The 13,242-nt window shown below is 70.3% G+C and carries 12 protein-coding genes; 6 read left to right on the top strand and 6 right to left on the bottom strand.

Annotated elements, in window-relative coordinates:
* Positions 1–96: 96 nt before the first annotated feature.
* Positions 97–333, bottom strand: coding sequence for a hypothetical protein (locus ES689_RS10670; RefSeq protein WP_146904069.1), 237 nt, complete (start codon positions 331–333; stop codon positions 97–99).
* Positions 334–477: 144 nt separating this feature from the next.
* The gene (locus tag ES689_RS10665; RefSeq protein ID WP_146904066.1) at positions 478–834 is read right to left on the bottom strand and encodes a hypothetical protein; all 357 of its coding nucleotides are present in this window, start codon (positions 832–834) and stop codon (positions 478–480) included.
* A gap of 24 nt (positions 835–858) precedes the next feature.
* Here ES689_RS10665 and ES689_RS10660 point away from each other — a divergent pair, with 24 nt between their 5' ends.
* Positions 859–1,395 (top strand): hypothetical protein, encoded by a 537-nt coding sequence (locus ES689_RS10660; protein ID WP_146904064.1) that lies wholly within the window; start codon positions 859–861, stop codon positions 1,393–1,395.
* Between the two features lie 630 nt (positions 1,396–2,025).
* Positions 2,026–2,277 carry a tyrosine-type recombinase/integrase gene (locus tag ES689_RS10655; protein WP_146904061.1) on the top strand — a complete coding sequence of 84 codons (252 nt, stop codon included), beginning with the start codon at positions 2,026–2,028 and terminating at the stop codon, positions 2,275–2,277.
* Between the two features lie 21 nt (positions 2,278–2,298).
* Here ES689_RS10655 and ychF read toward each other — a convergent pair whose 3' ends face one another.
* Positions 2,299–3,372 (bottom strand): redox-regulated ATPase YchF, encoded by a 1,074-nt coding sequence (gene ychF / locus ES689_RS10650; protein WP_146904058.1) that lies wholly within the window; start codon positions 3,370–3,372, stop codon positions 2,299–2,301.
* 108 nt (positions 3,373–3,480) lie between these two features.
* On the opposite strand from ychF, the gene ES689_RS10645 reads away from it, so the two are divergent.
* Entirely contained in the window at positions 3,481–4,113 is a 633-nt protein-coding gene (locus ES689_RS10645; protein ID WP_146904055.1) for an exonuclease domain-containing protein, read from the top strand.
* 203 nt (positions 4,114–4,316) lie between these two features.
* A complete protein-coding gene (locus ES689_RS10640; RefSeq protein WP_146904053.1) occupies positions 4,317–5,645 on the top strand; it encodes a DNA recombination protein RmuC in 1,329 nt (442 codons plus the stop codon).
* Positions 5,646–5,651: 6 nt separating this feature from the next.
* Here ES689_RS10640 and glpX read toward each other — a convergent pair whose 3' ends face one another.
* Positions 5,652–6,650 (bottom strand): class II fructose-bisphosphatase, encoded by a 999-nt coding sequence (gene glpX, locus ES689_RS10635; RefSeq protein ID WP_146904050.1) that lies wholly within the window; start codon positions 6,648–6,650, stop codon positions 5,652–5,654.
* A 94-nt stretch (positions 6,651–6,744) separates the two neighbouring features.
* On the opposite strand from glpX, the gene ES689_RS10630 reads away from it, so the two are divergent.
* Together ES689_RS10630 and fbaA are read left to right on the top strand one after the other, a co-directional pair.
* The gene (locus tag ES689_RS10630) at positions 6,745–10,113 is read left to right on the top strand and encodes an SdrD B-like domain-containing protein (RefSeq protein ID WP_146904047.1); all 3,369 of its coding nucleotides are present in this window, start codon (positions 6,745–6,747) and stop codon (positions 10,111–10,113) included.
* A 128-nt stretch (positions 10,114–10,241) separates the two neighbouring features.
* The gene (gene fbaA, locus ES689_RS10625; protein ID WP_146904044.1) at positions 10,242–11,270 is read left to right on the top strand and encodes a class II fructose-bisphosphate aldolase; all 1,029 of its coding nucleotides are present in this window, start codon (positions 10,242–10,244) and stop codon (positions 11,268–11,270) included.
* Between the two features lie 99 nt (positions 11,271–11,369).
* Here the strand turns inward: fbaA and ES689_RS10620 are convergent, their stop codons facing one another.
* Positions 11,370–12,083, bottom strand: coding sequence for a DUF6264 family protein (locus ES689_RS10620; RefSeq protein ID WP_146904041.1), 714 nt, complete (start codon positions 12,081–12,083; stop codon positions 11,370–11,372).
* Positions 12,080–13,156: a 4-hydroxy-3-methylbut-2-enyl diphosphate reductase gene (locus tag ES689_RS10615; protein WP_191330368.1), complete on the bottom strand. Its 1,077-nt coding sequence runs from the start codon at positions 13,154–13,156 to the stop codon at positions 12,080–12,082. Before ES689_RS10615 ends, ES689_RS10620 begins: the two co-directional genes overlap by 4 nt.
* Positions 13,157–13,242 lie beyond the last annotated feature (86 nt).

Below are 13,242 nucleotides of genomic sequence, written 5' to 3'. Positions count from 1 at the left end.
GAAGTTTGCGACCTTGAACAGCGCCGTCGCCTGGATGCTGCAGCACGAGCCCGAGATCCGCGACCTCATCAGCCGCTGCGCCCCGGAGCCCCTGGACTAGTCCTCGTCCATAAGCGCGTCGATTGCGTCGTCGAGTGACGGGTAGCCACCGAGGTCGGCCTCGCCGACGTGACCGAGATAGGTCGCATGGAACAGTCCCCCAACCTCGTGCACGGTGCCCTTGTAACCGCCGGCAAACGAAACCCGCCACTGGGTCTCGCCACGATCGCGGATGGCGTGGGCCCGTCCGTACGCGTGGCTTTCGTGGTCGTGATGGTCACGCGGCTTAGTCATGCAGAAACGATAGAGCAGGCCAGACGATCGCACATGGTGACTAGGCGATGCATACTCAAGAGACGTTGGGACGACCGCGCGGCCTCACGATTCGCGAGCTTCGTGCCGCGTGCCCGAGGAGAGCTCAATCAGCATGCTCACGACCTATTCATCGTCCGATTTCTTCGAGGACCGCAAGCGGTCAATCGAAATGCCACCTCTGCCCAGCAACGATCCAGCTGCCAGGGCGAACAAGAACATCAGCAGCCCTCCTGACACGGAGACCACGACGGCCTGGAAGCCGTCCAGCGCGGTTCCAGAGCTCACCGAGTACACGCAGAAAGCGATTGACATGGTCACCGCGGTGATTTCGGCGACTGAGACGAAGAAGCCCAGCGAACGCAGCCGCTGGCCGAACAGGTGGATGAAGGCTTCGAAAGCCTCTACCCCCTCGACGAGCAACAGCAGCAGGCCGATCGGGTACACCGTGGCGATCAGGATCGCCCCTTGCTCACTGATCATGGGCCTGAGCGTAGCGGGGCGTGCGTGATGGCCGACCGCCGTGAGACGTACGCCGGGCTGCTGTCCGGCGACATGATCGGGAAGACGATCACGGTCCCGGACCGCGACGGCGACGGCGACGGCGACCTCGTCGACGATGTCGTGCGCGTCATCGTGCATCAGGCCGGTGACGTCGTGGCCCTGTTCATCGCCGACGAGACGCTGCCCTGCATGGTGGCGGCCGACGCGATCGCGGTCGTGAGCGTCTCAGAGCAGGTCAGTTACGACCTCGGTCAAATGCATGCCAATAGCGCTGATGGCGATCGTGCCGGGCTTCCCGCCAGTGGTGGAAAAGTCGTAGAGGCCACCGTGTCGCTCGAGCCGACCGACCCAGGTCTGGTCACCTCGACGGTGGACCACCCACACATCGGGGTCGCTGCGGGTAAAGCGGAACCCTCCGTTTTGCCCGACCCACTGGACAGCGTCGCCGGCCGTGGTCGGCAGGTCGGGCAGGGGCTCGATGGGGGACATGGCTCGACCGTAGCGGGAAGCAACTGTGTCTCCCAGAGTTGGGTGGCGTGAGCGGCGCGGACCGGCTCGCGGACGGCTTCCCCCACGGCACCCGACGGGTACGAGCATGGCTGCCGAGGCCGCCTCTGCTCTGATGGCTAGGCGCGGCCTCGGACTGCCAGCAGTGAGCGACCGTCGCGGCTGCCTGGGAGAGAGTCCTGCGCTAGCGGCGCTCTCGCTACATTAGTGAGTGCGGGCAGGCGTGATCCGATGAGGACGACCTCGAACGGCGTCGCTGCGCGCAGCAGCATTTAGAAGAGCTTTTCGACCCCTTGCACGATGACCATGCGTCCGTAGTTCACATCGAGATCGGCGTCGGCCTTGACTCCCAAGAGGAGCAACACCGCGGTCTTGTCGTCTCGAGCAGCGCCGAGCGCAACAGTGAGCACCGCGATCAGCTCTTCGTGATGCGCAGGCAGCAGCGCCGTGGAGCCGTCGGCATGCTCGAATCACAGCAACCGGGTCGCGTCTTGGTCGGGCTCGAGCTCCATCAGATACCCCTTCCCTGCTGTCGTCGCGAGACGGCCTGAGCCACCGCGACCGGATCGGTCGGCGCCTGGATGTAGAAGTTGTCACCCTCCCGGGTGACCACCGGCGCCGCCGGCTGCTGGAACCGCATCACCGCAGGCGCGTACCGCGGCGGTGTCGCGCGCACGCCTCGTCCTGCACAACCTGCGCCACTACTTCGCGTCCGGGCTGATCGCTGCGAACTTTTCGATCGCCACGGTTCAGACGGCCCTCGCGCACTCGTCGCCGTCGATCAAGCTGAACGAGTACACCCACCTGTGGCCGCGCGAGGAGGACCGCACCAGGCGGGCCGCCCAAGGGCTCGTCGACGACGTCTTTGGGGATGCTGAAGAATCTGTGACGAACTGTCGGGCCGGATCCGCGTAGATCCAGGGCGAGCGGGACCGACTAGTTGTTGAAGCGGAACTCCACCACGTCGCCGTCCTGCATGACGTACTCCTTGCCCTCGATGCGGGCCTTGCCGGCCGAGCGCGCCTCCGCGATGGAGCCCGTCTCGACGAGGTCGGCGTACGAGATGACCTCGGCCTTGATGAAGCCCTTCTCGAAGTCCGTGTGGATGACGCCCGCGGCCTGGGGGGCCTTCCAGCCCCTGCCGATGGTCCAGGCGCGGGTCTCCTTCGGGCCTGCCGTGAGGTAGGTCTGCAGGCCGAGGGTCTCGAAGCCGATGCGGGCGAGCTGGTCGAGGCCGGACTCGTCCTGGCCGGTCGACGAGAGCAGCTCGGCGGCGTCCTCCGGGTCGAGGTCGATCAGCTCGGACTCGATCTTCGCGTCGAGGAAGACCGCCTCGGCCGGGGCGACGAGGGCCGACAGCTCGGCCTTCTTGGCGTCGTCGGTGAGGATCGACTCGTCGACGTTGAAGACGTAGATGAAGGGCTTGGCGGTGAGCAGCCCGAGCTCACGGATGGGCTCGAGGTCGATGCCGGAGGCCGAGAGGGCCTCGCCGCGCTGCAGCGCCTCCTTGGCGGCCACGGCCGTCTCGTGCGTGAGCGGCTCGACGCGCTTGAGGCGGAGTTCCTTCTCGTAGCGCACGAGCGCCTTCTCGACGGTCTCGAGGTCGGCGAGGATCAGCTCGGTGTTGATCGTGCCCATGTCGCCCTCGGGGTCGACCTTGCCGTCGACGTGCACCACGTCGGGGTCGACGAAGCCGCGGACGACCTCGGCGATGGCGTCGGCCTCGCGGATGTTCGCGAGGAACTTGTTGCCGAGCCCCTCGCCCTCGCTCGCGCCCTTGACGATGCCGGCGATGTCGACGAACGACACCGGCGCCGGCAGGGTCTTCTCCGAACCGAACAGGCCGGCGAGCACGTCGAGGCGCGGGTCGGGCAGGTTGACGATGCCCACGTTCGGCTCGATGGTCGCGAACGGGTAGTTCGCCGCCAGCACCTGATTCTTGGTCAGGGCGTTGAACAGGGTGGACTTGCCGACGTTGGGCAGTCCGACGATCGCGATAGTGAGAGCCACGGTCAGCCATCGTACCGGCGCGCGGCCCGGCACACCTCCGGGGTGCACCCGACCGCAGGAGGCGCGGGTCGACCCGGCAGTGTCCGAGGCCCGTGACACCATGGTGCGATGCCCATCGACTTCACCGCGATCGACTTCGAGACCGCGAACTCGAGCAGCGCCTCCGCCTGCTCCGTCGGCCTCGTCAAGGTCCGCGACGGCGTCGTCGTCGACAAGGTCGGCTGGCTGATCAAGCCGCCCGCGGGGCACGACACGTTCCTCGAGTGGAACACCCGCATCCACGGCATCCGGGCCGACGACGTCGTCGACGCCTTCGAGTGGCACGAGCAGTTCGACCTCATCGCCGACTTCGCCGGCATCGACGTCTTCGTCGCCCACAACGCCGGCTTCGACATGGGCGTCATCAAGGGCGCGTGCGCGGCGACCGGGGTCACTCCCCCGTCGTGGGCGTACCTCTGCAGCCTCCAGGTCGCCCGCAAGACCTACGCCCTCGACTCGTACCGGCTGCCGCTCGCCGCCGCCGCCGCGGGGTTCACCGGCTTCTCGCACCACGACGCCCTGGCCGACGCCGAGGCCTGCGCCGCCATCGTCGTCCACGCGGCGCAGTTCCACGGGGCCGACGACCTGCGGCAGCTCGCCGACACCGCGCGCGTCAGCATGAAGCGGCTCACGCCCGCCGCGCCGCCCGAGGCGGACGGCGCGGCCGCCCCGGCCCCGCGTCGCCGCGTCGTCTTCCGCTAGCGGTCTTTCACCCTGCCGCCCGGCTGGGCTCAAGGCGCCGAACCGACGCGGGAGCGACGAAACGACACGGGGTCCCGCGTCGCTTTGTCGCTTTCGCGTCGGGACCTCGTCGGCGCGGCCGCCGGGCGCGCCACGCACGCCGGGCGCGCCGCTCGCGGCGCGCGCTCGCGGCCCGTGTCGGCGGCTGCTGCGACACTCCCTGCATGACCTCACCGCTCCTCCTCGTCGCCCTCGTCGTCGTCGCGCTCGTGGTCGGCACGGCCCTCGGCGTGCTGCTGTCCCGGTCCCGGGCCGCCGAGGCCACGGCACGGCTCGCCGCAGACGGCGCCGCCGCCCGCGCGACCGTCGACGGCTACCGCGAGCGGCTCATCGACCTCGACGAGCAGCACCGACGCGAGGTCGCCGGGCAGGAGGCGAGGCTGCGCGAGTTCCAGGACAGGCTCCGCGACGCTCGCATCGCCGAGGCCGAGCGGGCCCGTTCCGAGGGCCAGGTGATGACGGCGCTCAGCCCGGTCGCGCAGAGCCTCGCGGCCGTCCAGGCGAAGGTCGCCGAGCTCGAAGAGCAACGTGCGCACCAGTACGGCACGCTCAGCGAGCAGCTGCGCAGCGCCGTCGCCTCTGAGGAGCGGCTGCGGAGCACCGCCGAGTCACTGGCGTCCGCGCTGCGGTCGAACAGCACCCGAGGGGTCTGGGGCGAGACGCAGCTGCGCAACGTGGTCCAGGCCGCCGGTCTCGTCGAGCGCGTCGACTTCGACCTGCAGAGCAGCATCTCGAGCGATGCCGGTGCCGGCCGACCGGACATGGTGGTGCACCTGCCCGGCGGCAAGAACATCGCCGTCGACGCCAAGGTGCCGTTCGCGGCCTTCCTCGAGGCGAGCGCGATCCCCGCCACGGCCGTCGGCGAGGAGGCCGCCCGTCGAGACGTGCTCGTCCGACAGCACGTCAAGGCGCTGCGTGCGCACGTCGACGCTCTCTCGGCGAAGACCTACTGGGCGGGGCTCGAGTCGTCGCCCGAGCTCGTCATCGCCTTCATCCCGAGCGAGTCGCTCGTGTCGAGCGCCCTCGAGGCCGACCCCTCGCTGATGGACTACGCGTTCCAGAAGCGCGTGGCGCTGGCGTCGCCAGTCACCCTCTGGTCCGTGCTCAAGACCGTCGCGTTCAGCTGGCAGCAGGACGTCGTGACGAACGAGGCGAAGGTGCTCTTCGACCTCAGCCGCGAGCTGTACGGCAGGCTCGCGACGATGGCCGGGCACGTGGACAAGCTCGGCCGGTCGCTGCGCGGCTCGGTGAACGACTACAACCGCTTCGTGGGTTCCCTCGAGCGCACCGTGCTGCCGTCGGCACGCCGCCTCAGCATGCTCGACGAGACCAAGTCGCTCACCTCGCCGACCGTCGTCGAGGAGCTGCCCCGAGACCTCACGGCGGCAGAATTGACGACCGCCCTCGACGCCGACCGTGAGGTCGAGGCACCGAGGGCGGCGGCCGACGAACGTGAGACGAGCCGGGCGACCTGGACAGATCGAGCGAGCTAGGGCGAGCTAGGCGCTCTCGCCGTACCACTTCGAGACGAGGTGGTCGGCCTCGACCCGGCGGATGGTGCCCGAGTGCGAGCGCAGCACGATGCTCGACGTGCGGATCATGCCCTGCTTGCGCTTGACGCCGGCGACGAGGGCGCCGTCGGTGACGCCGGTGGCCACGAAGTAGGCGTTGTCGCCCTTGACGAGGTCGTCCTGGTCGAGCACCCGGTCGAGGTCGTGGCCGGCGTCGATCGCCTTCTGGCGCTCCGCGTCGTCCTTCGGGGCGAGACGGGTGAGGATGAGGCCGCCGAGGGCCTTCACGGCGCAGGCCGTGATGATGCCCTCGGGGGTGCCGCCGATGCCGACGCACATGTCGATGCGCGAGTCGGGACGGGCGGCGTTGATGCCGCCGGCGACGTCGCCGTCGAGCAGCAGGCGGGTGCCGGCGCCCGCGGCGTGGATCTGCTGGATGAGGTCGGCGTGGCGCGGCCGGTCGAGCACGGCCACCTGGATGTCCTCGACGGCGAGGCCCTTCGCGTCGGCGAGGGCGCGGATGTTGTCGCCGACCGGCTTGTCGAGGTCGATCACGCCGATGCCCTCGGGGCCGGTGACGATCTTGTCCATGTAGAACACGGCGCTGGGGTCGAACATGCTGCCCCGGTCGCTGACCGCGATGACCGAGAGGGCGTTCATGCGGCCGGCCGCGGTGAGGCTCGTGCCGTCGATCGGGTCGACGGCGATGTCGCAGGCGGGGCCGAAGCCGTTGCCCACGTGCTCGCCGTTGAAAAGCATCGGCGCTTCGTCCTTCTCGCCCTCGCCGATCACGACGACGCCGTCGAAGGCCACGGTGCCGAGGAACTTGCGCATCGCGTCGACCGCGGCGCCGTCGGCGGCGTTCTTGTCGCCCTTGCCGATGTAGGGGGCACTGCGGATCGCGGCTGCCTCGGTGGCCCTCACCAGCTCCATGCCGAGGTTGCGATCGGGGTGCGAGTAGAGGTTCCCGGAGGATGAGTCGGCCATGCCCCGATCCTATCCGGAACGGTCTTCGAGGCAGATCGACATGAGATATGTTCTATACGGATCAAGGCTTCTATGCCCTCCAGGAAGGTAGTTGATGAAGAACGCCAAGAGGATCGCACCTCCGCTCGTGGCCACGCTCCTGTCGACGCTGGTCGTCGCTGCGAGCGCCACGCCTGCGGGGGCGTCCGACGTCCTCGACGACGCGCTGCAGCTCTCCGTCGCTGTCGCCTCCGACGGCCTCGGCCGCTTCAGCGACGACGATCGCCCTGGCGGTGACTCCGGCCCGGGCAACGGTCTGGTCCGCACCGCCGACGCGATCGTCTACGGCGTGATGGTCTCGACGACCTCCGGCTCCGCCGCGGACGGGGTCGTCACCCTGACGGCGCCGTCCGGCCTCGCGTGGTCGCGGCTGCCCGACGAGTGCTCGAGCCCCGGCTCGAGCATCCAGGGCGACACCCTGACGTGCGCCCTCGGCACCATCACGAGCGGCGTCAGGTCGATCAGCGTCGCGGCGGCGGTCTCCACGTCCGCGCACCACGGCTCGACGGTGCAGCCCGTCGCCGCAGCCGTCGCCGCCGGCCAGGCCGAGGTGACGGCCGAGGTACCGGCCGTGACGGTGTCCGCAGTGCCTCGTTTCGACCTGTCGATGAACAGGGCTGTGCCCAGCTTCACGCCCACCCCGGGGCCTGACGGCATCACCCCTGGGTACCGGATCGTGTACCCGTTGAGCGTGCACTGGGAGGGGCTCGTCGACGGCGGCGGCCTGCTCGGCTACGAGCAGCTCGACGGCCGCATGACGATCGTCGACGACGTCTCCGGGATGTACGGGGGCGAGGCCAGCCCCGCCGTCCTCGCCTCCGTCGACGGCGCCCCTGCCTGCGGCGTCAACACGGGGCAGATCAGTGCGGCGCCCGGTGGGGCAGGCGGAGGCGAGGGCGCCGTCGTCGACTCCGGCACGGTGACCTGCACGCAGGCCGGTCCCGGCCACCCCGTCGTCATCGAGATCACCGGCGCCGACACGTCCCTGGCGAGCATCCCCGTCAAGAGCGTGTCGGGCGGCGAGATCGCAGGAGGGGTCGTCCCGTCCGTGGTCTCGGCCTACGTCAGCCTCTGGGTGCCCGTCCCGCCTCTCGGCGAGTCGCTGACCGCCGTCAACACCTACCGCGACTTCGCCGCGGAGTCGGTGAGCGGCCGGACGAACTACGACGGAGAGAGCGAGCCCCTCGACGACAACACCGTCTCGCGCAACCTCCTCGACAGCGCCGGCGTCTCGGGATCGACGCGCTACCGAGGATGGGACACCGGCACGAGCACCTCCTTCACCCTGTCCGGCAAGTACGACGAGCCCTACGTGACCCCCGCCCAGACGCTGATCACGAACACGTCGATCACGAACTCCGGCCGGGCGGCCTGGGCAGGGACGATCACGTGCACGGTCTTCGACACGGACCAGCACACCCTGCGCGAGAACACCCCGGGGTCCTGGGCGGCGTCGAACCGTGCCGGGGTGACGGGTGCGCCGGAGTTCGCCGCGTTCGACGCGTCCGACCCCTCGGTCGCTCGGGACGCGACCTGTGGAGACGACGACCTCGCCTGGCACGACGACCCGGAGGACGTCCCCGGCGGTCCGGACGCCGTCGGCGCCGTCCGGTGGACCTACGACCACCCCGGCACGACGAGCATCACCTTCAACACCCACGTGTCCGCGGAGCCCCGACTCGAGAACCACGCCAGGATGCGCACGTTCTCCAGCGTGCGACGCACCGCGACGAGCGGCTGGACGCACGACAGGAACGACCCGGCGCAGGCCAACGGCGCCTGGGCCGACTTCCTCAGCGTCACCGGCAACCTCGCACGGATCACGAGCGCCGTCGTCGACCCGGGGCACGGTGCCGGCGACACCCCGGACGAGACGACCTACGTGACCGCGGGCGGTCGCGTCACCTACGTCCTGCGCCCCTCCCTCACGAACGCCTCCGACGACCGCCTCCCCGAGACGCTCGTGGTCCGCGACGTGCTGCCCGCCGGTGCAGAGTACGTCGACGGCAGCGCGTCGCTCGCCCCCGTCGTCGACGAGGTCGACGTCGAGGGAGTCGCCCGTCAGCGACTCACCTGGACGACGGACGAGGCCGTGGTGAACGAGCCGATCGCGCCGGTGACCTTCGAGGTCCGCTTCGTGAGCGCCGCGGCGGGAGCGGAGGCGATCAACTCGGCCAGCGTCGAGGCCTCGCGCGACGTGTCGCCCGAGGCACGGCGCACGACAGAGCGGGCCCTGCACGTGCTCGCCGGCAGTGGCTTCGACGCCGACGAGACCGTCGACTCGCCGGTCCACGTCGTCGGCGACGACGTCGTCTTCACACTGAGCTACCGAAACGCCGGGTCCGAGGCGCTCCCCGGGAGCACCGTCGTCACGGTCCTTCCCCACGGCGGTGACGGCCGGGGCACGTCCGAGTCCGCGCGGCCGCGTCTCGTGCGGCCCGTCGAGCCCGCCTCACCGGGCGAGACCGTCCTCTACACGTCTGCGACGGCCGACAGGGTCTCCGACGATCCGGCCCACTCCTCGAACGCGCCGGGCGGCTCGACGACGTGGTGCGCGCTCGACGCTCTCGGATCGCCCGGCTGCCCGCTCGGACTCGACGACGTGACGGCCGTCCGGATCGACCGCCTCGACGCAGTCGAGCGCGGCGGAGCCGTCGATCACGATCTCGTCTTGGCCACGGCCGACCAGGAGGGCGCTGCTGAGACCTGGGCCTCGACCTTCGGCCTGCGCGTGCTCGGCCTCGACCACACGACCCGCGCGTCCGTCGTCACGACGACCTCCGTCGCAGGGTCGGTGTCGGGCCTCGCCTGGCTCGACGACGACGCCGACGGTGTCCGATCCGTGGACGAGTCCCGCCTCTTCGGGCACCAGGTCGACCTGACCGGCACAGACGACCGCGGAGACCCTGTGGCTGTCACGGCCACGACCTCCGACGACGGGGAGTACGCCTTCACCGGCCTGCGCCCCGGCGCGTACGCCGTCGCCTTCGGCGCATCCTCGATCGAGTGGACCGCGCCCTTCGTGGGGGACGAGCCCGCTCTCGACTCGGACGTCGACCAGGCGGGCGTTGCTCGCACCTCGCTCGTCACGGAGCTCGACGCAGACGGACGCCTCGTCGGCGTCTCGAGCGCAGGGCACGTCAACGCAGGTGCCCTGCCGTCGCCCGACGTCGAGCCGCCCGTGATCGAGCCGCCCGTCGTCGAGCCGCCCGTGATCGAGCCGCCCGTGATCGAGCCGCCCGTCGTCGCCTCCGGGGCCGGGGACCCCGACGACCCGGCGACCCGCGCCGAGGCGCGACCGACGCTCGCCTTCACCGGCGGTCATGCCCTCGGCGCCGTCGCGCTCGCCACGGCACTCGTGGGCATCGGTGCAGGACTCCGTCGCCGGCGTCGCGGAGCAGAGGCTGCCGCAGCCGACGCGTGACGACTCCTCAGCGACGGGACGAAGCCCCTCCAGGTCCGGGGAGGGGCTTCGTCGCGTGCTGGACGACCGCCCACGGCCGCTGGGTAGGCTGACCCGAGCAGCCCCAGTCAGTGATCGAAGGAGATTCCATGCCCGTCGCCACCCCCGAGCAGTACGCCGAGATGCTGGACAAGGCGAAGAACAAGGGGTTCGCCTACCCCGCGGTCAACGTGTCGTCGTCGCAGACGATCAACGCCGTGCTGCAGGGCCTCACCGAGGCCGGCAGCGACGGGATCATCCAGGTCACCACGGGCGGCGCGGACTACTTCGCCGGCCAGACCGTCAAGAACCGTGCCGCAGGCGCGATCGCGTTCGCGAAGTTCGCCACCGAGGTCGCCAAGAACTACCCCGTCACGGTCGCGCTGCACACCGACCACTGCCCGAAGGACGCCCTCGACGGCTTCGTGCTGCCCCTCATCGCCGCCAGCGAGGAAGAGGTCAAGGCCGGTCGCAACCCGCTGTTCCAGTCGCACATGTGGGACGGCTCGGCCATCCCCCTCGACGAGAACCTCGAGATCGCGCAGCAGATGCTGAAGCGCACCGCGGCGATCAACGCCATCCTCGAGGTCGAGATCGGCGTCGTCGGCGGCGAGGAGGACGGCGTCCAGCACGAGGGCTCCAACGAGGCGCTCTACACGACCGTCGGCGACGTCACCAAGGCCGTCGAGGCCCTGGGCCTCGGCGAGAACGGCCGCTACATCGCCGCCCTCACCTTCGGCAACGTCCACGGCGTCTACAAGCCCGGCAACGTCAAGCTCCGCCCCGAGCTGCTCGGCGAGATCCAGCAGGGCATCCAGGACCGCTTCACCACGGGCGAGAAGCCCCTCGAGCTCGTCTTCCACGGCGGGTCGGGCTCGTCCGACGCCGAGATCCGCGAGGCCGTCTCGAACGGCGTCGTCAAGATGAACCTCGACACCGACACCCAGTACGCCTTCAGCCGCTCGATCGCCGACACGGTGCTGAAGAACTACGACGGCTTCATCAAGGCCGACGGCGAGGTCGGCAACAAGAAGCAGTACGACCCCCGCGCCTGGGGCAAGGTCGCCGAGTCGTCGATGGCAGCGCGCGTGGTCGAGGCGACCAAGCAGCTCGGCTCCTTCGGCCAGTCGGGCAGCTGACCCGCGCCTCCTGGTCCACGAGAGAGGCCCCGCAGCGACCAGCTGCGGGGCCTCTCGTCGTCGTGACCGCCATCGGTGCCGAAGCGGGCGACGACGGGCCTAGGAGGCGGGGCGTGCGCTGTCGAGGAAGGACTGCACGAACGCCGGGTCGCCGAGGAAGACCGAGAGCACGAGCACCATCTGCACGATCGTGACGACGGCGCCCGCGGCGAGGGGCACCCAGAAGGTCAGCTTGCCCGCACGCAGCCGGCGGAGGGTGAGCACGAGCATCGGGACGAACACGACGAGCGACACGATCGCGATCGCCGCGCCGGCCTGCTGCAGAGCGGCCTGCCCGGAGAAGTCGTCGACCGGGTAGCCCTGCGCCGAGAACGCCGACAGCAGCGTGCGCGAGAACCCCGAGACGAGCACGATGTTCGTGATCACGTTGTAGCCGGCGAGGCCGAGCAGCACGAACGTGGCGACGCGGTCGACGCGGCGTCCGGTGCTCAGAGCTGCCGGCGTGGCGGGCGGTCCCGGGTAGGGCTGGGCGCCTCCTGCGCCCTGGCCCTGCTGCGGCTGCGACCACGACGCCGAGGGCGGGGCCGGCTGGGCGCCGTCGGGTGCTGGTCCCGCCTGGCCCGCAGGAGGCGCGACGTCGGCCGGCGGGACCGGGTTGACCCAGCCCTCCGGCGCGTACTCGCCGTACCGGGGACGCGGTCGCGGATCGCGCCCGGTCGGTGCGGCCGCGTCGCCGTCGCGGCCGCCGTCGCGCTGCTCGCGGCCGCCGTCGCGCTGCTCGCGGCCGGCCCGCTGGTCGCGGTCGTCGCTCATCGGGCGGTGCGTCCGCCGAGCGCGCGGGTGTCGGTCTGGCCCTGGGGGTCCTTGCGGAGTTCCTTCGGGAGGGAGAACATCAGGTCCTCCTCGGCCGTGACGACCTCGGACACGTCGCCGTAGCCGGCGTCGGCGAGGTCGTCGAGGACCTCCTTGACGAGGACCTCGGGCACGGAGGCGCCGGAGGTCACGCCCACGGTCTCGACGCCGTCGAGCCACTCCTGCTTGATCTCGCTCGAGTAGTCGACGCGGTACGCGGCCTTGGCCCCGTGCTCGAGGGCGACCTCGACCAGCCGGACGCTGTTCGAGCTGTTCGCGGAGCCGACGACGATGACGAGGTCGGAGTCGACCGCGACCTTCTTGATGGCGACCTGGCGGTTCTGCGTGGCATAGCAGATGTCGTCGCTCGGGGGGTTCTGGATACTCGGGAAGCGCTCACGGAGGCGGCGGACCGTCTCCATGGTCTCGTCGACGCTCAGCGTGGTCTGCGAGAGCCAGACGAGGTTGTCCGGGTCGTCGATGACGAGGTCGTCGACCTCGGCCGGGTTCTGCACGAGGGTGGTGCGATCGGCGGCGTGGCCCATCGTGCCCTCGACCTCTTCGTGGCCCGCGTGGCCGATGAGGATGATGTGGCGGCCCTGCGAGCCGAAGCGGACGGCCTCGCGGTGCACCTTCGTGACGAGCGGGCAGGTGGCGTCGATCGCCTGGAGGCCGCGGTCCGCGGCGCCCTGGACGACGGCCGGCGAGACTCCGTGGGCACTGAAGACCACGTGCGAGCCCTCGGGGACCTCTTCGACCTCGTCGACGAAGATCGCCCCCTGGCGCTCGAGCGTCGAGACGACGTGGACGTTGTGCACGATCTGCTTGCGGACGTAGACGGGCGAGCCGTAGTGCTCGAGGGCCTTCTCGACGGCGATGACCGCACGGTCGACGCCGGCGCAGTAGCCGCGAGGGGCCGCGAGCAACACCCGCTTCGTCCCGTTGACGGGGGTGTCCCGTAGCCTGTTGCGCAGCGCAGGGACGCGCGGAGTCGGGAGGTCGACGGCGATGGCGCCGTTCGTGATGTGTGCCACCCGTCGATGATAGGCGTGACGACTGGTCGCGTTCTGGGAGGCCCCGCCTCCGTGTCCCGCCCGCGCTCCTGCCCCCGTCCGCGCTC

The sequence above is a fragment of the Frigoribacterium sp. ACAM 257 genome (assembly GCF_007954365.1).
Lineage (GTDB): Bacteria > Actinomycetota > Actinomycetes > Actinomycetales > Microbacteriaceae > Frigoribacterium.
The sequence above is the reverse complement of the archived record's forward strand: the minus strand, read 5'-3'. Positions and strand labels throughout refer to the sequence as shown.

Bases quoted from the DNA above. Each gene is read 5' to 3' on its own strand.
- ES689_RS10665 (WP_146904066.1), bottom strand. From the start codon at position 834: ATGATCAGTGAGCAAGGGGCGATCCTGATCGCCACGGTGTACCCGATC.
- ES689_RS10630 (WP_146904047.1), top strand. From the start codon at position 6,745: ATGAAGAACGCCAAGAGGATCGCACCTCCGCTCGTGGCCACGCTCCTG.
- fbaA (WP_146904044.1), top strand. From the start codon at position 10,242: ATGCCCGTCGCCACCCCCGAGCAGTACGCCGAGATGCTGGACAAGGCG.
- ES689_RS10640 (WP_146904053.1), top strand. From the start codon at position 4,317: ATGACCTCACCGCTCCTCCTCGTCGCCCTCGTCGTCGTCGCGCTCGTG.
- ES689_RS10620 (WP_146904041.1), bottom strand. From the start codon at position 12,083: ATGAGCGACGACCGCGACCAGCGGGCCGGCCGCGAGCAGCGCGACGGC.
- ES689_RS10645 (WP_146904055.1), top strand. From the start codon at position 3,481: ATGCCCATCGACTTCACCGCGATCGACTTCGAGACCGCGAACTCGAGC.
- ES689_RS10670 (WP_146904069.1), bottom strand. From the start codon at position 333: ATGACTAAGCCGCGTGACCATCACGACCACGAAAGCCACGCGTACGGA.
- glpX (WP_146904050.1), bottom strand. From the start codon at position 6,650: ATGGCCGACTCATCCTCCGGGAACCTCTACTCGCACCCCGATCGCAAC.